This is a genomic window from Williamsia sp. Y853 (genome assembly GCF_056786495.1).
Genome location: NZ_JBXCJC010000003.1, coordinates 869,868 through 890,375 on the forward strand (window position 1 = coordinate 869,868; position 20,508 = coordinate 890,375).

At 63.1% G+C, this 20,508-nt stretch carries 16 protein-coding genes and 1 pseudogene; 7 read left to right on the plus strand and 10 right to left on the minus strand.

Annotation, left to right across the window (positions count from 1 at the left end; genetic code table 11):
• Positions 1-18: 18 nt before the first annotated feature.
• A complete protein-coding gene (locus AC1TPF_RS20220) occupies positions 19-2,403 on the minus strand; it encodes an ATP-binding cassette domain-containing protein (RefSeq protein ID WP_482145098.1) in 2,385 nt (794 codons plus the stop codon).
• 156 nt (positions 2,404-2,559) lie between these two features.
• Between AC1TPF_RS20220 and AC1TPF_RS20225 the strand changes: the two genes are divergently transcribed.
• Positions 2,560-3,657, plus strand: coding sequence for an ATP-binding protein (locus tag AC1TPF_RS20225; protein ID WP_482145099.1), 1,098 nt, complete (start codon positions 2,560-2,562; stop codon positions 3,655-3,657).
• A 24-nt stretch (positions 3,658-3,681) separates the two neighbouring features.
• Here the strand turns inward: AC1TPF_RS20225 and AC1TPF_RS20230 are convergent, their stop codons facing one another.
• Genes AC1TPF_RS20230 through AC1TPF_RS20245 form a run of 4 tightly spaced genes read right to left on the minus strand, consistent with a single transcriptional unit; the run spans position 3,682 to position 6,245 of the window.
• Positions 3,682-4,092 carry a VOC family protein gene (locus AC1TPF_RS20230; RefSeq protein WP_482145100.1) on the minus strand — a complete coding sequence of 137 codons (411 nt, stop codon included), beginning with the start codon at positions 4,090-4,092 and terminating at the stop codon, positions 3,682-3,684.
• A 5-nt stretch (positions 4,093-4,097) separates the two neighbouring features.
• Positions 4,098-4,547, minus strand: coding sequence for a helix-turn-helix transcriptional regulator (locus tag AC1TPF_RS20235; RefSeq protein ID WP_482145101.1), 450 nt, complete (start codon positions 4,545-4,547; stop codon positions 4,098-4,100).
• Positions 4,548-4,593: 46 nt separating this feature from the next.
• Positions 4,594-4,971, minus strand: a complete 378-nt coding sequence (locus tag AC1TPF_RS20240; protein ID WP_482145102.1) for an ArsR/SmtB family transcription factor — start codon at positions 4,969-4,971, stop codon at positions 4,594-4,596.
• Between the two features lie 8 nt (positions 4,972-4,979).
• Positions 4,980-6,245 (minus strand): MFS transporter, encoded by a 1,266-nt coding sequence (locus AC1TPF_RS20245; protein ID WP_482145103.1) that lies wholly within the window; start codon positions 6,243-6,245, stop codon positions 4,980-4,982.
• Positions 6,246-6,471: 226 nt separating this feature from the next.
• Here AC1TPF_RS20245 and AC1TPF_RS20250 point away from each other — a divergent pair, with 226 nt between their 5' ends.
• The 6 genes and pseudogenes from AC1TPF_RS20250 (at position 6,472) to AC1TPF_RS20275 (ending at position 15,002) form a co-directional block, all read left to right on the plus strand.
• Positions 6,472-8,073 carry an alkaline phosphatase D family protein gene (locus AC1TPF_RS20250; protein ID WP_482145104.1) on the plus strand — a complete coding sequence of 534 codons (1,602 nt, stop codon included), beginning with the start codon at positions 6,472-6,474 and terminating at the stop codon, positions 8,071-8,073.
• A 192-nt stretch (positions 8,074-8,265) separates the two neighbouring features.
• Positions 8,266-9,410 (plus strand): annotated as a pseudogene (locus tag AC1TPF_RS20255) (LLM class flavin-dependent oxidoreductase).
• Between the two features lie 170 nt (positions 9,411-9,580).
• A complete protein-coding gene (rox, locus tag AC1TPF_RS20260) occupies positions 9,581-11,008 on the plus strand; it encodes a rifampin monooxygenase (RefSeq protein ID WP_482145105.1) in 1,428 nt (475 codons plus the stop codon).
• Positions 11,009-11,154: 146 nt separating this feature from the next.
• On the plus strand, positions 11,155-12,273 hold the full coding sequence (locus tag AC1TPF_RS20265) for a polyprenyl synthetase family protein (protein WP_482139797.1): 1,119 nt from the start codon (positions 11,155-11,157) through the stop codon (positions 12,271-12,273).
• Positions 12,274-12,351: 78 nt separating this feature from the next.
• Entirely contained in the window at positions 12,352-13,500 is a 1,149-nt protein-coding gene (locus tag AC1TPF_RS20270; RefSeq protein WP_482145106.1) for a glycosyltransferase family 2 protein, read from the plus strand.
• Positions 13,497-15,002, plus strand: a complete 1,506-nt coding sequence (locus AC1TPF_RS20275; RefSeq protein WP_482145107.1) for a phytoene desaturase family protein — start codon at positions 13,497-13,499, stop codon at positions 15,000-15,002. Before AC1TPF_RS20270 ends, AC1TPF_RS20275 begins: the two co-directional genes overlap by 4 nt.
• A 43-nt stretch (positions 15,003-15,045) precedes the next feature.
• Here AC1TPF_RS20275 and crtI read toward each other — a convergent pair whose 3' ends face one another.
• From crtI to AC1TPF_RS20300, 5 genes are all read right to left on the minus strand, one after another.
• A complete protein-coding gene (gene crtI, locus AC1TPF_RS20280) occupies positions 15,046-16,629 on the minus strand; it encodes a phytoene desaturase family protein (protein ID WP_482145108.1) in 1,584 nt (527 codons plus the stop codon).
• Complete coding sequence (locus tag AC1TPF_RS20285) at positions 16,626-17,546, minus strand: phytoene/squalene synthase family protein (protein WP_482139804.1); 921 nt, start codon at positions 17,544-17,546, stop codon at positions 16,626-16,628. The genes crtI and AC1TPF_RS20285 overlap by 4 nt, the downstream gene beginning before the upstream one ends.
• 42 nt (positions 17,547-17,588) lie before the next feature.
• Entirely contained in the window at positions 17,589-18,167 is a 579-nt protein-coding gene (idi, locus tag AC1TPF_RS20290) for an isopentenyl-diphosphate Delta-isomerase (protein ID WP_482145109.1), read from the minus strand.
• A gap of 100 nt (positions 18,168-18,267) precedes the next feature.
• Positions 18,268-19,038 (minus strand): class I SAM-dependent methyltransferase, encoded by a 771-nt coding sequence (locus AC1TPF_RS20295; RefSeq protein WP_482145110.1) that lies wholly within the window; start codon positions 19,036-19,038, stop codon positions 18,268-18,270.
• Positions 19,039-19,216: 178 nt separating this feature from the next.
• On the minus strand, positions 19,217-20,419 hold the full coding sequence (locus AC1TPF_RS20300; RefSeq protein WP_482145111.1) for a M23 family metallopeptidase: 1,203 nt from the start codon (positions 20,417-20,419) through the stop codon (positions 19,217-19,219).
• Positions 20,420-20,508: the final 89 nt, after the last annotated feature.

Consider the following 20,508-nt stretch of genomic DNA (forward strand, 5'->3'; position numbering starts at 1 on the left):
GTCCGCGGCGCAAGTCGCTCAACTCCCCACGTAGGCAGCGAGGTGTTCACCGGTCAGCGTCGACCGATCGGCAATGAGGTCGGCCGGTGAACCTTCGAAGACGATTTGTCCGCCATCGTGCCCCGCACCGGGACCGAGGTCGATGATCCAGTCGGCATGCGCCATCACAGCCTGATGGTGCTCGATGACGATGACGGACTTGCCGGAGTCGACCAACCGGTCGAGCAGCCCGAGCAAGTTCTCGACGTCGGCGAGGTGCAGACCGGTGGTCGGCTCGTCGAGCACATAGACCCCGCCCTTGCCTGCCATCTGGGTCGCCAGCTTGAGCCGTTGCCGTTCACCACCGGACAACGTCGGAAGCGGTTGGCCGAGTTTGATGTATCCCAGACCAACGTCAACCAGTCGCTCCAGAATCTTGTGCGCGGCCGGTATTTTCGCCTCGCCATCACCGAAGAACGTCTCGGCTTCAGCCACCGACATCTCCAACACCTGGCTGATGTCGCGTCCCCCGAGGAAATAATCGAGTACCGCGGCCTGGAAACGCTTGCCTTCACACTCTTCGCAGGGAGTGGCCACACCGGCCATAATCGCGAGGTCTGAGTAGATCACGCCGGCGCCCTTGCAGGTCGGGCAGGCGCCTTCGGAGTTGGCGCTGAACAGAGCCGGTTTCACGTTGTTGGCCTTGGCAAACGCCTTACGGATGGGTTCGAGGAGGCCGGTGTACGTCGCCGGGTTGCTGCGGCGTGAGCCGCGGATCTCGGACTGGTCGACGGTGACCACGCCTTCGTTGCCTGCCACTGAACCGTGGATCAATGAACTCTTGCCCGAGCCCGCCACACCGGTGACGACAACCACCACACCGAGCGGGATGTCGACATCCACGTCGCGCAGGTTGTGGGTGGACGCGCCGCGGACTTCCAAAACACCGGAGCCGGTGCGCACCTCGGTCTTGAGCGAGGCCCGGTCGTCGAGGTGATGGCCGGTGATCGTGTCGCTGGCCCGCAGCCCCTCGACCGTGCCCTCGTACATCACCTGGCCACCGTCGCTGCCTGCCCGCGGACCGAGGTCGATCACATGGTCACCGATCGCGATGGTCTCCGGCTTGTGCTCGACGACCAGCACCGTATTTCCTTTGTCCCGCAGACGCAGCAGTAGCGTGTTCATCCGCTCGATGTCATGGGGATGCAACCCGATGGATGGTTCGTCGAAGACGTAGGTGGTGTCGGTCAGCGACGATCCGAGGTGTCGAATCATTTTGGTGCGCTGGGCTTCACCGCCCGACAACGTGCCCGACGAGCGGTCCAGCGAGAGATAGCCGAGGCCGATCTCGACAAACGAGTCGAGAGTCCGCTGCAATGTTGTGAGCAGCGGCGCGACGGACGGTTCTTTGAGTCCGCGCACCCAGTCGGCAAGGTCGCTGATTTGCATCGCACAGGCGTCAGCGATGTTGACCTTGTTGATCTTCGACGATCGGGCTCCTTCGTTGAGCCGGGTGCCGTCGCAGTCGGGACAGGTGGTGAACGTGACCGCACGCTCCACAAACGCGCGGATGTGCGGTTGCATCGCGTCAACGTCCTTGGACAGGAACGACTTCTGGATCTGCGGGACGAGTCCCGCATAGGTGAGGTTGATCCCGTCGACCTTGATCTTGGTCGGCTCGCGGTAGAGCAGATCGTTCAACTGCTTCTTGGTGAACTTGCTGATCGGCTTGTCGGGATCGAAATAGCCGCAGCCGCGATAGATGCGGCCGTACCAGCCATCCATGCTGTAACCCGGGATCGTGATGGCACTTTCGTTGAGCGACTTGGTCTCGTCGTACAGCGCGGTCAGGTCGATGTCGGAGACCGATCCGCGGCCCTCGCATCGCGGGCACATACCACCGGTGATCGAAAAGCTCCGACGCTCTTTGGTCTCTCGACCACCCTTTTCGATGGTGACCGCGCCCGCTCCGGAGATCGACGCGACGTTGAACGAGAACGCCTGGGGTGAGCCGATATGCGGCTTGCCGATTCGGCTGAAGAGGATGCGCAGCATCGCGTTGGCATCGGTGGCCGTACCGACCGTCGACCGCGGATCAGCACCCATCCGTTGTTGATCGACGATGATCGCGGTGGTGAGACCGTCGAGGACGTCGACCTCGGGCCGCGCGAGGGTGGGCATGAACCCCTGCACAAACGCGCTGTAGGTCTCGTTGATCATCCGCTGCGACTCCGCGGCGATGGTGCCGAACACGAGCGAGCTCTTACCCGAGCCGGACACCCCGGTGAACACCGTCAGCCGGCGCTTCGGAATCTCGACGCTGATGTCTTTCAGATTGTTGACGCGGGCACCCTGCACCCGAATCATGTCGTGACTGTCGGCCACATGCACTTCTGACGACTGGGTCTGCTTCTTGGTGGCCATGTTTGGTCAAGTCTCCATATCTGCGGACAAGCGTCGTTTCCGGACTACGACCATGTTGCCCGACGTTTACTCAGTCGAACAGGCATGGCCTATGAAAATCTCCATGAAGCCCCTGCGGGATATTGTGATCCGCACAGTCTGGAGAAAGGCGCAACGATGGTGACCATGAAGGTCGGAACCGATAAGAATGACCCCGATGTCGAGGTGACGATCTCGGCCGCAAAGTTCAACCGGCACACGTTCTGGTGCGGACAAAGCGGCTCAGGTAAGACCTACGCCCTCGGAGTGATTCTCGAACAACTGATCCTCCACACCGAGTTGCCGCTGCTCATCCTCGACCCGAATGCGGATTTCACTCGGCTGCAGGACATCCGCGACGGCGCCGACCCCGATGTCGCCCGCAAGATCTCAGAATCCGATATCCGGGTTCTGCACTCCACCAACCACAATAGCGAACAGCTTCGAACACGGTTCCTGGCCCTGTCAATGGCGGCCAAAGCGGCTGTGCTCCAGATCGATCCGATTGCGGACGCCGACGAGTACAACGTGCTCCTACATGCCGACGCGAATACCGCCGGAGGGTTTGACGAGCAGACCTTCCTGGCCTCATTACGTGACTCCGACGATCCCGGCAAGCAGCGACTCGCCACCCGCATCGAGAACCTGCAGGTGCTCGACTGGGACCTCTGGTCTCGCGGTGCCGTGCCGGTCACCGACATCGTTGCCTCGCGGCCCCGCGCCACCGTTCTCGACCTCGGCGGATTCTCGCACGCAGCTGAACCCAAAGTGGCCGCACTCAGTGTGCTCGAACAACTGTGGGCACAACGGGAAGAACGCCGTCCGATCCTGATCGTCATCGACGAAGCGCACAATATCTGTCCGCCTGTCGCGACATCCGCTGTCGAAAAGGCTCTGATCGATCAGTTGGTCCAGATCGCCGCCGAAGGACGCAAGTTCGGACTGTGGCTGCTCCTGTCGACACAGCGCCCAACGAAGATCCACCCGAACGTGCTGTCCCAGTGCGACAACCTGTGCCTGATGCGGATGAACGCGCCGCGTGATCTCGCAGAATTGGCCGACGTGTTCGGGTTCGTGCCCGAACACATGCTCGCCGAATCCCCGGAGTTCCGCCAAGGTCAAGCACTGTTCGCGGGTGGTTTCATCACCTCCCCGACCTTCACACAAATGGGTGCACGCATCACAGAGGAAGGCGGGGCCGACGTCCAGGTCCCGATGTCGGCCGCCGTCGGCTGACATCGGCGACCCGGCCGCAGGAGTTCAGCGCAGTTCTTGGATCCGCACCATGTTGCCCGACGGATCACGCAAAGCGCAGTCGCGGACTCCGTATGGCTGTTCGGTCGGCTCTTGAACGATCTCGGTGCCGCCGGCCTGCACCTTCTCGAAGGTGGCATCGAGATCCTTGGTCGCCAGCAACAGACTCGCGTACGTGCCTTTGGCCATCATCTCTTCGATGGTCCGGCGTTCTTCGTCGGTGGTTCCGGGGTCGGCACCCGGCGGGGACAGGACGATGTTCACGTCGGGCTGGCCGACCGGACCAACCGTGAGCCAGCGCAGCCCGTTGTAGCCGACGTCGTTGCGCAATTCGAAGCCGAGCGTGTCGCGGTAGAAGCCCAACGCGGCCTCAGCATCATTGTGCGGAAGGAAGCTTGAATGAATTGTGATTTCCATGGGTTTCACGCTAGCTGTGGGTCGGCGGTGCGCGCTTCTCGATTCCTGACCGGTCTGCTCACCTGCTTCTCCACACATGACGGAATCCCGGCGGACCCGCCGGCCGACTCACGGCGATAGACACTCGGCGGCACTCCGACGAGCTCGGTGAAACGGGTGCTGAAGGTGCCGAGCGATGAGCAGCCGACTTCGAAGCAGACTTCGGTGACACTCAGATCACCGCGACGAAGCAAGGCCATCGAGCGCTCGATGCGCCGGGTCATCAGATAGGAGTAGGGCGATTCACCGTAAGCACGCTTGAACTCACGACTCAGGTGGCCGGCGGAGATGTTCACGCCACGCGCGAGTTCTTCCACGTTCAATGGCTGCGCGTGTTCCCTGTCGATGCGGTCGCGCACGCGGCGCAGCAATGCGAGATCAGTCAGCTTCTGCGTATGAGTGGGCGCGCTGGTCACGCGTCCAATCGTGCCACGCGTTCACTGCTGGGTCGAGGGCAAAGCCCTACTCGTGCGGGGGTTCGCCGGTGACGACGTGATCAGCATGGTTCATACCCTCAGCGACCAGGCGTGCCAGATGGCCATCACGGATCCGGTAGATGACACGTCTGCCTTCCTTACGAGTGTCGACCAAACCGGTCAATCGCAGCTTCGCCAGATGCTGGCTGACAGCCGTCCGCGATGCTCCAGAAGACTCGATGAGAGCGGAGACATCGGCCTCGCCGTGGGTGAGCAACCACAAGATATGCAGGCGAGTTGGATCCGAGAGCATGCGAAAGGTGCTTGTCGCGGCGTCCAGATGTGCCTGACCAGGCGCGGCTGGGTGCGCCAGACTTGTCGGGACGTCCTGCACTGCTGGTGACTTCTTTGCCATCGCAGTCATCGCCCTTTTCACGTCGCGCCACTCCGGGCATCCTGTTTGTCCCCTACCGGTCTGTGCGCCGGATGTACCGGACGTGCCGGCCAGATCAGCGCCGCGCCAGTGGTGGCAAGTGTAGCCATCAGGGCCAACACGATCGCGGCCGCCGACTGACTCACCTGCGATCCAACCCAGCCCGCGATCAGGTAGGTCAGCAAAAAGCACGCGTGGGACAACGAGAACTGGGCTGCGAATACCTGAGCCCAGTTCTGCTGCGTGGACCCATCCCGAATCAATCGCGCCGCCGGCGTGTTGACCAGCGAGGTTCCGACACCCAACACCACCCACACCGTGCCGAGCACCGTCCATCCCACCGCGGGTGGCGGTGATGAGTACAGCATCACCACGGTCACAGCCAGGCCAACCGGCAAAATGGCTGCGCCACAGATCATCACGCGGCGCACCCCGAGCACGTGCAGCAGAAGTGGCACACCGATGGCCGCTGCCATCGAACCGATCCCGAAGCAGGCCAACGCCAAGGCCACGCCCGCGTTGGAGCCGCCGAGCATTCCGCGCACGTAGACAACGGTGTTCACGAGAACAATCGCCGACGCGCAGGCAACCACCATGTTGAGCGCAAGCAGGGAGCGTAAGACAGGATCTGCCACCATGATTCGAGATCCGAAGGTAACTCTACGCATCAACGGTCCTGACCGATCCCCCGGTTGCACACACGGCAGAACGGTGGTGGCCACCAATATTGCGGACAGCACGAACCCGAGTGCGGTGCCGACAAACAGTGAGTTGTAGGTGATCAACGTCAACAATCCCGCCGCGATCACCGGACTCGCCAACGATTCCAGGTCGTACGCCAACCGCGACAATGACAACGCCCGCGTGTAGTCGTCCTCCTTGGGGAGCACCGACGGGATGAGTGACTGAAATGCCGGGGTGAACGTCGCCGACGCCGCCTGCAACACAAAGATGAGTCCATAGATCTGCCAGGCCTGATCCACAAACGGCAGCAGCATCGCGATCATCGCGCGCACGCCATCCGCAGAAACCAACACGACTTTGCGGGGAATCCTATCGACCACCGCCGACATCACCGGCGCCACAACAACATACGCAACCATCTTGATCGCCAACGCCGTACCCAACACCGCGCCTGCATCGCTACCTGCAATGTCGAACGCGAGCAAACCAAGTGCAACTGTCAGTAACCCCGTGCCCACCAACGCGACAAGCTGCGCAGCGAACAGCCTGCGGAACGTTCGCACAGCCAGAACTTCAAGCACGATCCCCCATCCCACCTGGGCTCGTCGTGTCTAATACGTGCATACTTGCGCAACTATACAACCTATCGGGGGTCGACGACAGTGGGTCTGACACGCGCAAAGCAGTCTCGGCTGATCAGGGCAGTCTCGGCTGAGCCGGCAAGCTTCATCTGTCCGAAATCTCCCGTTCGCTGCCCGGGTGCCTGGAGTTCGGTCATGCGCTTCCTACCCAAGACAACCTTTAGCGATGCGTCAGAAAACTCCGGTGATGAACCGCCGAACCCTGCTCCGCGCGTCCGCCATCGGCGCCCTTCTTGTTCCCGCCGGAGGCGCACTTGCCGCCTGCGGAAACTCAGGTTCGTCGGCGGCGCCGCTGTCGACCGGATTGGTGGTCGCGCGTCCACGCCTGACCCACGGCATCGCCTCTGGCGATCCACGCACGGACGGCGCACTGATCTGGGCACGGTCAGACGCTCAATCGACGATGATCGTCGAGACGTCGGCGACCGAGTCCTTCGCCAACACACAACGATTCACCGGACCTGTGCTGTCCCCGACCTCCGACGGCACCGGCCGGATTCGGTTGACCGGCCTCGAGCCAGGGCAAACCGTGCACTACCGCGTCACTTTGGAGGGCGAGGACGGCGCGAAATCCGAGGCCGCGACCGGCGTATTCCGCACCGTCCCCCAGAAGTCGGCACCAGTTCATTTCCTCTGGTCTGGCGACGTTGTCGGACAGGGCTGGGGCATCAACGAAAGCCTCGGCGGTATGACGATTTTCGGCGCGATGGCCGATCTGGAACCGGACTTCTTCATCCACTCCGGTGATGCGATCTACGCAGACGGGCCGGTGCCCGGCACTCAGCAGCAGAGTGATGGCGGAACCTATGTCAACGTCACATCGGAGGCGAAATCGCATGTGGCACAGACACTCGACGACTTCCGCGGTAACTACGCCTACAACATGACCGACAGCAACTACCGCCGTTTCGCCGCGCACGTGCCACAGGTGGTGCAGTGGGACGATCACGAAGTGGTGAACAACTGGTTCCCCGGCGAATCATTGGCCGGACAAGACCGCAAGGGATACACCGAAAACGATGTGGACAAGCTGGCCGGTTTCGCCGCACAGGCCTGGCAGGAGTGGCAGCCGGTGCTGCCAAGCGAGGCAGTCGACGGGCGGTTGTACCGAAAGATCTCGTACGGTCCCGAGTTGGACGTCTTTGTGCTGGACATGCGCAGCTACAAGGACCCGAATCCCAATGCCTGGAGTACCAACAGCCCAGAAGGGGTGTTGGGCGCGAAGCAGACCCGGTGGCTCATCGACGGGCTGAAGACGTCGAAAGCGAGGTGGAAGGTCGTCGCCAACGACCTGCCCATCTCCATTGTGGTGCCCGATAAGGCAACCGACCCCGGCAACGGACCAAAATCGATGGAGGCGGTGGCCCAGGGCGATCCAGGTGCACCGTTGGGTCGCGAGATCGCGTTCGCGAAGATCTTGTCGGAGACCAAGAACGTCCCGAATATCGTGTACCTGACTGCCGACGTGCACTACACCGCGGCAATTTCCTACGATCCGAGTCGCGCCGGATACTCCGATTTCGCCCCCTTCTGGGAATTCGTGTCCGGCCCACTCAACGCCGGCGCGTTTCCCGAAAGTCCATTGGACGGCACATTCGGTGCCCAGTACGAGTTCGTACACGCCCCCAAAGAATCAAACATCTCTCCTGCGGAGGGCTTTCAGCATTTCGGCGAGGTGACCATCGACCCAGAGAACCGGACATTCACGGTGAATCTGCGTGATAAGCAGGGCGCCAGCCTGTTCTCCAAGGTACTCACCGCGTCGTAACCCCAGTACACAGCACAGTCGACCGCACGGATATCGCGCCGGCAATGTCTGCCCGATCGGGCAATGTGAGAGCGTCGCACTCAGGCATACTCATGAGCTGAAGTACGTCGCCCCGATCGGCGAAACAACAACGAATACAACTGGCTGATTGCCACAAAACCCGGACAGCTGAAAACTGCAAGGGGACGTCTGATGTCGCGACTTCGAGTTGGCGTTATGGACATGATCGTGGCCTCAAGATCGCGGGCCGAATTACTGACGCGAGCAAGCTACGTCGGGGCCGCTGCGAGCGGTGCTGATTCGTTCTGGGTCCCCGATCACCTCAATGGACTGTTCCCCCGGTCGTTATGGGTGCCGGCGTACGTCGGCGCGGCAAAAATCGTCCCCAAGCCCGACGCGTTCATGGAACCGTGGACTGCGCTCGGATACCTCGCCGCGAGGAATCGAATTGGCCGCCTGAACTTGGGAGTTGGAGTAACTGATGCCGGACGTCGCAATCCGGCTGTCACCGCACAGCGGCCGCCACGTTGCATCATCTGACCCGCGGCCGCACGATACTCGGCATAGGGACAGGCGAACGCGAAGGTAACGAGCCCTATGGCGTGGAGTGGTCGAAACCTGTCGCACGGTTCGAGGAAGCGCTCGCGACCATTCGGGCACTCTGGGACTCCAAGGGCGAACTCGTCAACAGGGACTCGCCGTTCTTCCCGCTCCACGATGCGCTGTTCGAACTGCCTCCCTACCGGGGAAGATGGCCTGAAGTGTGGATCGCAGCACACGGTCCACGAATGCTCAGAGCAGTTGGACGCTACGCCGATGCATGGTTCCCCAGTTTGTTCACACGGCCCAAGGACTATGCGGAGCACCTCGATGTCGTTCGCGCCGCCGCTTCTGATGCCGGTCGCGACCCGATGGGAATCACGCCGGCATTGTGGATGCCCGTAGTCACCGGCCGAAATCGAGCGTCCATCGATGGCGCACTGGACTCGACGGCATTGAAGGCACTCGCTCTGTACGCACCGAGCGAGGTCTTTGCGCGCCACGGTGTGCAACATCCACTAGGAGCCGATTTCACCGGCCCTCAGGATCACCTGCCGTTCACGCTGGACAAGCAAACAGCACTGTCCCATGCGGCACGGGTCCCGGCATCACTCATTCGGGAGATCTTTTTGACCGGAACGCCGAGTGAGATTGCCGAACAAGTCGCGCAGTTGCGCGACTGCGGAATGCAGTACATCGTCGTGATCAATATCAGCCTCTTGCAGCCGAGCCTGCGCAAAACCGCCGAGTCGAACTTGCCTTTCCTAAAGGTTGTGCGCACCCTGAAGAAGCTCTGACAAGCACAAAAGCAGGTCGGTTGCCCGATCCCTGCCTCTTCCAAGATATAGCGCAACCGGGGGCTTGCCGCAAGACCCCGGTGGTGCTGCAGAATCTCTCGTCGTAGCCAGAACACACTGTGCTCAGGATTTGCGAAGTCGTGAAATATGGCTCTGCTGATGGGAATTCGATGATTGATGTGATCGTTGCCGGCGGTGGCCCGACCGGCTTGATGTTGGCGGCCGAACTGCGATTACACGGCGTGCACACCGTGGTCCTGGAGAAAGACACCGAGCCGACGAAGATCGTCCGCGCGCTCGGTCTGCACGCGCGCAGCATCGAGGTGCTGGATCAGCGCGGTGTGCTGGAACAGTTTCTCGAAGCGGGCAAAAAGTACCCGGTCGGCGGATTCTTCGCGGGCATTGCCAAGCCACCGCCCAACCATCTGAACACCGCGCATGGCTATGTTCTCGGAATCCCGCAACCTGTCACCGACCGACTACTGGCGCAGCGCGCCATCGGACTCGGGGCCGAGATCCAGCGCGGCCGTGAACTGGTCGGACTGGACCAGGACGACCACGGAGTGAGCGTCGAATTGGCCGACGGGACAACACTGCGCTCGCGTTACGTCGTCGGCTGCGACGGCGGCCGGAGCGCGGTGCGCAAACTCCTTGACGTGGCATTTCCCGGCGAAAACTCCAGCGTCGACACACTGTTGGGTGAGGTTGAGCTGACGGCGGATCCAGAGACTCTCGTCGCTGTGATGACCGAAATCCGTAAAACTCAGCTGCGGTTCGGCGTCGGACCGCTGGGTGACGGTCTGTACCGGGTCGTCGTACCCGCGGCGGCGGTGGCCGAGAACCGCACCACTCCAACCACTCTGGACGAACTCAGACAACAGCTGCGGGCGACTGCAGGCACCGACTTCGGTGTGCATTCTCCGCGATGGTTGTCCCGATTCAGTGACGCCACCCGGCAGGCCGACCGGTATCGGGTCGGCAGGGTGTTTCTGGCGGGCGACGCGGCGCACATCCACCCGCCGGTCGGCGGCCAGGGACTGAACCTCGGTATTCAGGACTCATTCAATCTCGGCTGGAAGTTGTCCGCCGAGATCAACGGCTGGGCACCACAAGACCTGCTGGACACCTACGAATCCGAACGACATCCCGTGGGCGCGGCCGTGTTGAAGAACACCCGGGCCCAGATGGCGCTGATGGCAACTGATCCCGGCGCGACCGCGCTGCGGGAACTGTTCTCGTCACTGATGGACTTCGACGATGCGAACACGTTCATCACCGAGATCATCACAGCCATCGGGATCCGCTACGACTTCGGTGGGGGCCATGAGCTCGTCGGCCGGCGTTTGCGCGACCTGGAGCTGAAGAACGGTCGCCTCTACGGGCTGATGCATGACGGTCGCGGGCTACTCCTCGACCAGGCCGGCCGACTGTCGGCAGCGGGTTGGGCAGATCGGGTCGACCACGTCGTCGACACAAGCGAAGAGTTGGACGTGCCCGCGGTATTGCTGCGCCCGGACGGTCATGTGGCCTGGATCGGCGACGACCAGCAAGAACTCCTCGATCACCTGCCCCGATGGTTTGGCGCTGCCGCCACCTAGCTTTTGACGGCGGCTTCAGAGATCGGCTTCAACGTCACAATCACCATCGTCATCGTGATCAGCACCCATCCGATACCGCCATCTGTTCCGAACGGTCAGTGCACCAAGTTTTTGCCGAACTGACGCCCGGACACGGAGAACGAGATATGCAGTCGATGAAGCACCAGACGACCATCACGCCGACCATCGATGAGCTCGTCCGCGACCGGCACCGTGAGATCACGGCACTCGCGAACGAGGCCCTGAGCACTCACGTGTTCGATCACTCCAACTTCTTACGCGGCCTGAGTGCAGAAGTCGCGCCGCTGACCACCGCGATCACGGACACGCTGGCCCGGGGCAAGCGGATCCGGGCACAGTTCTGTATGTGGGGTGCATACGGTGCGACCGGCGGCGATCAGGTCACGGGGATTCCGGAGATGGCCGCGGCAATCGAACTGTTCCATCTCGCGGCACTGATCCACGACGACTTGATGGACAACAGCGACACCCGTCGCGGACTCCCGACCATGCATCGACAGTTCACCGACGACCACGCCCGACAGCATCGTCTGGGTGACAGCGACAATCACGGTTCGGCCGTCGCAATCCTCGTCGGCGACATGTGCCTGTCATGGTCCGACGATCTGGCCGTGATGGCCACCGATTCCCTGGACGTCCATTCGCGTCGCGCGGTCCGGGCCATGTGGTCGCAGATGCGTGACGAGGCCTACGCAGGCCAGTATCTGGACATGCTCAGTCAGACCGAAGCGGACATCTCCCGGTCTCGCACCGACCTCATCCTTCGGTTGAAGAGCGCCAAATACACAATCAGCCATCCGCTCCGCCTCGGCGGCTCCCTGGCCGGAGCGGACGAGCTTCTCCTGCATCTCTACGACCAGATCGGACTGACAGCGGGCAAAGCGTTTCAGCTTCGCGACGATCTGCTGGGTGTCTTCGGCGATCCCGAGGTCACCGGCAAACCGGCGATCGACGACATCCGCGAGGGCAAGCGCACGCTACTGATGGCCGTGGCCGAATCGCGAGGTAACTGGTCGCAAAGGGAGCTACTCCACGATTGTCTGGGCAACCCGAACGTCGACGACGACGATCTCGAAGCGATCCGGTCCGTGCTCGTCGCAACCGGAGCTGACTCTGCAATCGAGCAGAAGATCACCGAGCTGACCGACGACGCGATGCGCATCGTGGAGTCGCTGCCGGTCGATGATCTGACCCGGACAGCATTGACCGGTCTGGTCGAGCGGTGTGTGTGGCGCCAATCCTGATGGCCGAGTCGATATGGTCGGAGGAAGGACCTCACACTCGACAACACCCGCGGAGAAACTTGCTGCAGAAGAGCTTCGATGCGACGCAATGACATTGCGCAGCGATTGGTGACGATCGGCACCGCGTTGGCAGCGGCATCACTGGCGTTGACCGTCGACAACGCGATCCGGATCCGGCGACCGGTACCCACCGACTCTGCGGATGCCGAACCCTTGACCGTCCTCATCCCCATGAGAGACGAAGTGGCGGTGGCGGAGCGTTGCGTGACCGGCGTCCTGGCCGCAGTCGACCAGTGGCCCGGAAAGGCGCGGGTCATCGTGCTTGACGACGGATCCACCGACGGCACCGGTACCGTCCTCGCGGCGCTTGCGCGGCGCGATGCCCGGCTCGAGATCGTCGACGGGGCGCCCCTTCCGCCCGGGTGGCTGGGCAAGCCATGGGCCTGCCACCAGCTCTCCGAATTGGCCCAATCCCAATCGGCACCGCCCAGTGGCGTTCTTGTGTTCGTGGATGCGGACGTCGTGCTCGAATCGTGCGCTTTCACGTCCTCGGTGGCGTTGTTGCGGCGAACCGGACTCGATCTGCTGAGCCCCTATCCCCGGCAGATTGCCGTCGGGGTCGGCGAGCGCCTGGTGCAACCACTGCTGCAATGGTCTTGGATGAGCACCCTCCCCCTGGGTATCGCCGAACGATCGCCCCGTCCGTCCATGTCGGCTGCGAATGGGCAGCTGATCGTTGTCGACACCGACGCATACCGACGCGCAGGCGGACACGCCGCCGTGCGCGACGAAATACTCGAGGACATCGCACTCTTGCGGGCAGTGAAGCGGGCCGGCGGTCGCGGAGTCGCGGCGGACGGCAGCCAGATCGCGACCTGTCGAATGTACGAGGGGTGGCGCGCTGTGCGCGCGGGATATGGCAAGTCGTTGTGGAACGCGTTCGGTTCGGCACCGGGCTCACTTGCGGTCATGGCGTTGCTCGTGCTGATGTATGTGGTCCCGTTTCTGGGCGCACTGACCGGATCACGCACTGGCGCAGTCGGATACGTCGCCGGTGTTACCTCACGGGTGGTCGCCGCGCGTACCACCGGTGGACGAGCTTGGCCGGACGCGTTGGCCCATCCGGTCTCGGTCCTCACGTTTGCCGCCCTCACAGCGGATTCCGCGGTCGCGCGCCGCAGGGGGCTCCTACAGTGGAAAGGTCGATCGATCGTGGTGAAGAGATGAGCCGGGTCATCGTTGTCGGTGCCGGAGTCGGCGGTCTGGCTGCCGCATTGCGGTTACAGGCCGGCGGACATGACGTCACCGTGCTCGAGCAGGCTGCCGACATCGGCGGCAAGCTCGGGGTCATCGAACACGGCGGTTTTCGTTTCGACACCGGTCCGTCCTTGGTGACGATGCCGCATGTGCTCGAAGAATTGTTCACCTCCACCGGCGCATCAGTGCACGATGCGCTGTCGCTGCAACGGCTTTCGACGGCCGCTCGATACCGGTTCCCCGATGGCACAGAGCTGGACATGCCGGGCTCGCTCGAGGAGATCCCTGCCGCCATGGATGCGATGCTGGGCCCTGGCCGTGGGGCGCAGTGGTCGGCGTTGCTCAAGCGGTCGGAGGCTATCTGGGACGTCACGCATGAACCATTCCTGGAGTCTCCCTTGGAGATCCGGCGGCTACTCGGCGGGTTCCGGGCATGGTCTGACCTCGCCACCATCGCACCGTGGCGTTCTCTGCGCGGACTCGGTCGCCGCTACGTGCAGGACCCACGTCTTGTGCAGTTGCTCGACCGGTACGCCACCTACACCGGATCCGATCCCCGGCGCGCGCCCGCGGCCCTCGCGTCGGTTCCGTGGTCGGAGCAGGCGTGGGGGTCGTGGTACATCGCAGGCGGCCTTGGCGTGATCGCCACCGCGATCCGCGATCGGTTCATTGCTCTCGGCGGGACCATCGAATGCAATACCGAGGTCACCCGCCTCACCACGGATTCGAGCGGACATATCACCGGAGTACAGCTCGCGGATGAGACCGTCCGGAGCTCGGATCTTGTGGTCGCGAACGCCGATGCCACACAGGTGTATGAACATCTCATCCCCTCGCGCACCACCCGCCGGGTGGCAGCGCGCCTGCGCAGCGCCACGCCGTCGTTGTCGGGGTTTGCGATCCTGCTCGCGCTCGACGATCCACCCGAGGTGGCCCACCACACGGTGCTGTTCGCCGAGGACTACGACGCCGAGTTCGATGCGGTCTTCGGGTTCAAGGGACCCCCGCGGCCAGTGGATCGTCCGACGGTGTACATCTCGGCACCCGACGACCCCGCCATCGTTCCCGGTCCCGGGACGGGTGCATGGTTTGTGCTGGTGAACGCGGCCCGCCATGATCCCGAGCACGGAATGGATTGGGATGCACCGGGAGTCGTCGACGCGCACGCCGATCACGTGATGCAGGTGATGGCCGACCGCGGCCTCGATGTGCGATCGCAAGTACGCCACCGGATCGTGGTGTCACCCGCCGATCTGGAGCGGCGCACACTGACTCCGGGCGGTTCGATCTACGGGTCGTCGTCGAACGGGGCGCGCGCGGCATTCCTTCGGCCGCCGAACACCTCACCGGTACCCGGCCTCTACCTGGTGGGCGGCTCGGCTCATCCCGGAGGCGGACTCCCGCTGGTCATGATGTCGGCGCGAATCGTCTCAGACCTCATCGGTCCGGCCGACCGGCCGCCGGTCCGGTGAATCCCGATGCCCTCGTGGAAGGCGGGGATTCACCGAGCGAGGTTCAGCTGGACGGCCCGACCGACCGGTCGCCCCGCAGTCGCTTGCGGATGAGTTCGGCGCTGATCAGGCACATCGGCAAGCCGATCCCCGGACGCGTACTCGAACCCGCGTAAAACAGACCCTCAACCTTGCGCGATCGGTTGGTTGCGCGCAGGAATGCGCTCTGGCGCAACGTATGTGCCGGTCCGAGCGCACTGCCCGACCACGAGTTGACGTCGTCGACGAAGTCGGCCGGTCCAACGGTGCGGCGCACCACGATCCGCTCGGCAAGATCAGGGATCCCCGCCCATTGCGCCACCGTCGCGATCGCCTGGTCGACGACCTTTTCGATGTCGGGATCACCGTTACCGTCGATACCGCCGTGCCCAAGACTCGGGTCCGGGGGCGACGGAACCAGGATGAAGACGTTCTCGTGGTCGGCAGGCGCCACCGAGTCGTCCGTCGCGGACGGCCGACACACGTACAGGGACGCAGGATCCGGCATATGGGTGGGCTGCTCGAAAATCGCGTCGAAGTTCGTCGTCCAGTCATCGGTGAAAAACAGCGAATGATGTGCCAGCTCAGGCAAATCGCCACGCACACCGAGATAGGCCAGCACCGCTCCGGGCCCCGATGTCGCCTTGTCCCACCATCGTTGGGGAAATGTCTGCAGGTTGGTCGGCAGGAGTTTGGTCTCGACGTGGTGCAGATCCGCGGCACCGACCACGATGTCTGCTGCGATTTCACGTTCACCACCGCGGCGATCCTGCACCCGAACCCCGACAACCTCATGTCGGCGGCGTCCCGTGCGCGCTCGGCCTTTTCGCGGCCGCGTAAGGATCGCGGTCGCCGACGTACCGGTGTGCACCCGCACCCCCTGCTCAGTGGCGAGCCTGGAGAGCGCATCGACAAACGTTGTGAAGCCGCCATCGGGATAGCGGACACCATCGGCCAGATCGAGCCAGCTCATCAGGTGATAGATCGCCGGCGTGCGCTCGGGTGATGATCCGAGGAACACCGCGGGATAGCCGAGCACCTGCTGCAACCGCCGATCGGAAAACCGTTGCGAGACAAACGACTCAAGAGACTTGGTGAGCAGCACCGCCAGCGTCGGAAGGTTTCGCAGTACCTCGCGACTGAGGAAAGCGCGCGGAGAGTCGAAACTGGTGTACAGGAAGCGCTTCACGGCGATGTCGTATGCGTTGCGGGCGGAGTCGAGGTAACGGCTCAGTGCTACGCCTGCGCCCGGTTCGATGGTTTCGAACATCGAGAGATTGCTCGATTCGTCGCCCTCGACGTCGATCTGTTCGTCGAAGCCCTCGAAGAACACGCGATACCCGGGGTCGAGACGCACCAGCTTGACCTGCTCTGAGGTCGAGGTGCCCAGCAGTTCGAAGAAGTGGTCGAACACCTCCGGCATCAGCCACCAGGAGGGGCCGGTGTCGAAGCGGAAACCCTCGTGCTCCCATGACCCGGCACGGCCGCCGAGTTCATCGTTCTTTTCGACCAGGTCGACGTCGTGTCCGTCTCGCGCGAGCAGGGCGGCAGTCGCCAACCCGGCAACACCACCGCCGATGATGACTACCTTTTTCGGTGTGGCGGTCACGAAAGACTGCTCTCTTTCTCGAAAATGACAGGTCGACCGCGGTGAAGCGCGGCCGAGGCAGCGATGCGCATCTTCTCCGGCGTGGGCACGCGCACTCTGCGGCGCCGCACCTCGGCCGGTGACGTCGCCCGCAGGCGGCGGGTCAATTCAGCGAACAGATCGTGGGCGGTGCACACCGCCACACGGCAGCCGCGCGGTAGCCAGGGAATGACCTCTGCGGCCGCAGACAGATCCAGTTCGACGTCGTCGATCCAGTTGTGCCAGATTTCCTCGTCGAGTTCGTCAGGCTGGAGTCCGACGAGGTAACGCCGTCCGAGCCCGTCGGTGTCGTCGCCGAAATCTCGCAAGAAATTGATCTTCTGGAAGGCCGCGCCAAGTCTCCTGGCACCGGGAGCGAGCTCGTCGTAGAGCGGCGCCGGGTTCGGTTCACCGGCGACGAAGGCCCGCAGGCACATCAAGCCGACCACTTCTGCCGAGCCGTAGATGTAAGTCGCGAGGCTCGCGAAATCGTGGTCCACGTGCTGGAGATCCGAGCGCATCGCCGCGAAGAAGGGGGCGATCAACTCTTGTCCGATGCCGACCCGCCGGGCACTGCGCGCGAACGCGTGGACAACAAGATTGGTGCTCGACCCGGTCTCCAACGTCGCGTACGTTTCCTGCTCGAGCTTGTCGAGTTCGATCAGCCGATCAACGCTGCCCTGACCCGGCCGCGGCGCGTCCACGACCTCGTCGGCCACCCGTACCAGCGCATAGATGTTGCACACATCCTGTCGGACCTGCCCGCCGAGCAACCGCGTCGCGAGCCCGAAAGACGACGAGTACCGGCGAATCACCAGCGCGGCACTGGCGTCAGCGGCTGCGTCGTACCGCAGATAGGGCTGCAACGCGTCTACGTTTCGCCTCCGTGTTTGAACCATCAGACCTGTCCTTGCCCTCGGATCGCTTGCTCTCGTACTCACCTACTGCCCTCTATTCGGGCCGGCGGGCAATCCGGATGGGCTTTCGGCAACGCGACCGTACGGGTCCGGTCCCGGCAATGAGCGGACCTGTTCGACGAACCACGGACTCACCGCCCAAGGGGTGCGTTCGGCGAGCGTCCACACGTCGGAGATGGCGGACCAGGCGTACTCCGCGACCTCGACGGGGTCCGGGCGGAGTTCTCCCACCGGACTCGCGACGAAGACCGGGCATATCTCGTTCTCCACCACACCACTGGCGTCGACCGCCCGGTAGCGGAAGTCCGGCAGCACGCACCGTAACCCCTCGACGTCGATACCCAACTCGCGCTGCGCATATCGGTGGATTGCGTCCTCGACCGACTCACCGGGTCGCGGATGTCCGCAGAATGAGTTCGTCCACACACCCGGCCAGGTGCGCTTACTCAACGCGCGTCGGGTCATCAGGAGATGACCTTCGTCCACCAGATGGCAAGAAAAGGCAAAATGCAACGGCGTATCCGTGGTGTGCACGGTCGTCCGGTCGGCGGTCCCACACGGTTGTCCGTCGGCGTCGGCCAGGACGACCAGGTCGTCGGTCATGCATACCTCGTTCACTCGGGTATCTGAAGTTTCTCACCCCATATTCGGAACCGACAATGCCGTGGATGTCTCACGTGAGGACCAGCCCGAATGACGGTGGTCAGGCGTTCCGCGACCTGCCGACCGCACACCAGGCAGTGGCCTCCAAATCAAAAGGCGCATCCGGCAGGGCAGCGGCGCATCGCTCGCGCAAAGCGTCTCGCCGCTCCGGCGAAAGTCCGGCGACGTAGATACCCGCGGGCCCGATCCCGTAGGTGTTGGGTTCCCACCATTCGTCGAAACTGTCGTATGTCACACAGACAGTGAGTTCGCTGGGCTCGATATCGCGGATTCCGGCGCTACTGAACAGTGACGCCAATTGGTCCTGCCGGACGCCTGCGAGGTCGGACTCATCTTGAGCATCCGGGTCCAGTTCGCGAACCATCCTCCACAACAGCGAGATCGGGCCTCGCTCGTTCGGGCCTAAGTCCCAGACGCAGGCTCCGACCGTCCCGCCCGGCCGTGTCACGCGGGCCATCTCGGTGAGTCCGAGTGCGGGATCGGTCATGAAATGCACGACCAACTGCGCGAGCGTCACGTCGAATGAGTTCGCCTCGAACGGTAGGTCCTCTGCTACCGCCGGGCGAACATCGATCCCGGGAAATCTGGCGTGAGTGGCGTCGACGAAGGACGACGACGGATCGACGGCGCACACGTGATCGACCCCGAGTCGCGACACCAGATGCGCGGTGAGTGCTCCCGGACCACACCCGACATCGAGTGCGCGCTGCTCTCCCCCGACCCCGGCGGCATCAGCGAATACGGCGCCCAGAGGTTCGGAGTAGCGACCCATGAACCGGGCGTAAGCATCCGGCGGAACCTCGAACGACATGGCCCGAGAGTAGTCCGCAGGTGTTCCGCCCACGAGGGATTGCCTGCGATTGCCGACGTCACGACACCGTAGAATCCGGTGGGCTCATCTGCGGCTCGCTGTGCATGGTCCCGCGCTGGTCGACGAAGATGACGTCGCGGTCGGCGTTCATCCCGCGGCTCACGAGAAGTTCCTATCCTCAGAGTGCGGGAAACTGGGAGATGGTGCCCATCACAGGAACTTCGTTGGTTCGCACACCCGCCACCGCAGGTGCGACGACACTGTCGCCATCAGGTCCCAGTACGCCTGTGACAGTGAAGCTGTCGATCACCCATGCCACGTTCTCCGCCGACAGCACGCTGCCTCGCTGGAGTTGAACATGCAGGTGCGCTTCGCTGGTGTTACCCGAATTGCCAAGGCGTCCGATCTCCTGGCCTTTCGTCACCTTGTCGCCGACCTTCACCATCGCAGGGCCGTCTTTCATGTGTGCGTACAGGGCGTACACGCCATCGCCAAGGTCGAGGACGACCTGATTTCCAGTGGCATCATCGATCACGTCGACCGGTGTAAGGGTCTTCGGTGCGACATCGGGCAGCCCGGAAACCACGCGCACGACCGTCGCATCCGCCACCGCGAGGAGCGGCTGGTCGAACGCGAGGTAGCTCTCGTTCAAGGTGGGATCACCGCGGTACGACGTCATCGTTGTCGGATCAATCCCCATGAAGTCGATCGCGAATCTCTCTGCAGCAGCGACCCGTCCACCCACGGGGATCACCACGTCACTGTGAGCGTTCAGCGCCGCCGCATCCAATCCGTTGTTCGCGAACCAGTTGTCGCCCGCCACCGGCGACCCGATCACCAACGGTGATTCCGAACTCGTTGTCACCGCGCCCCCGATCTGCTCGACCTCGTCGGGGTACTTCGAGGCCAGTCGCGGCGCGTCGGGTGCCGCGGGAGCAAAGGTGGCGGCGATTCGATGGGTGAACGCTGCCGGAATCGCCTCTGCCGTCGGGTAAACCGCGCGAGCGACGACGATCGCGGTCCGGCCCGCCGGGATATCAGACGTTCCGACCGCGGTACTGGCCACCAGCATCGTATTGGCGGCGATCTCCTGCTGGTCCGACGTTGCGAGGACCTCCCCACCTTCGTTCTCGGCAAGGGTCTCGATCGTCGTCATCGTCGCATCGCGCGGCGCGGCGTTGAAGACGCTGAGTTCATATGCGACGTAATACTGCCCGTCCGACCCCTTCACCGGAATGACCTCCGGAGAGAGCACGCTGATGATCAACGGCGAGAACTCCAACGTGGTCTGATCCTGATAACCGGGAAGCATCCCCGAGCCGGCAGCGGAGGACGACGGGCCCGCGGTTGATGCGCTATCCGCCTCCGTGCACGCTGTCACGATCAAAAGGCTTGCCACGGAGAGCATCAGCACAGTCCATCGGGCTGACGTCGTTATTTCCGGCATGTCGACGGCCACTTTCAGGTCGA

Excerpts from the sequence above, each read along its gene's own strand:
- AC1TPF_RS20285 (WP_482139804.1), bottom strand. The coding sequence starts at position 17,546 with ATGGTTCAAACACGGAGGCGAAACGTAGACGCGTTGCAGCCCTATCTG.
- AC1TPF_RS20270 (WP_482145106.1), top strand. The coding sequence starts at position 12,352 with ATGCGACGCAATGACATTGCGCAGCGATTGGTGACGATCGGCACCGCG.
- rox (WP_482145105.1), top strand. The coding sequence starts at position 9,581 with ATGATTGATGTGATCGTTGCCGGCGGTGGCCCGACCGGCTTGATGTTG.
- AC1TPF_RS20275 (WP_482145107.1), top strand. The coding sequence starts at position 13,497 with ATGAGCCGGGTCATCGTTGTCGGTGCCGGAGTCGGCGGTCTGGCTGCC.
- AC1TPF_RS20230 (WP_482145100.1), bottom strand. The coding sequence starts at position 4,092 with ATGGAAATCACAATTCATTCAAGCTTCCTTCCGCACAATGATGCTGAG.
- idi (WP_482145109.1), bottom strand. The coding sequence starts at position 18,167 with ATGACCGACGACCTGGTCGTCCTGGCCGACGCCGACGGACAACCGTGT.
- AC1TPF_RS20250 (WP_482145104.1), top strand. The coding sequence starts at position 6,472 with ATGCGTCAGAAAACTCCGGTGATGAACCGCCGAACCCTGCTCCGCGCG.
- AC1TPF_RS20295 (WP_482145110.1), bottom strand. The coding sequence starts at position 19,038 with ATGTCGTTCGAGGTTCCGCCGGATGCTTACGCCCGGTTCATGGGTCGC.
- AC1TPF_RS20220 (WP_482145098.1), bottom strand. The coding sequence starts at position 2,403 with ATGGCCACCAAGAAGCAGACCCAGTCGTCAGAAGTGCATGTGGCCGAC.
- AC1TPF_RS20265 (WP_482139797.1), top strand. The coding sequence starts at position 11,155 with ATGCAGTCGATGAAGCACCAGACGACCATCACGCCGACCATCGATGAG.
- AC1TPF_RS20225 (WP_482145099.1), top strand. The coding sequence starts at position 2,560 with ATGGTGACCATGAAGGTCGGAACCGATAAGAATGACCCCGATGTCGAG.
- AC1TPF_RS20240 (WP_482145102.1), bottom strand. The coding sequence starts at position 4,971 with ATGACTGCGATGGCAAAGAAGTCACCAGCAGTGCAGGACGTCCCGACA.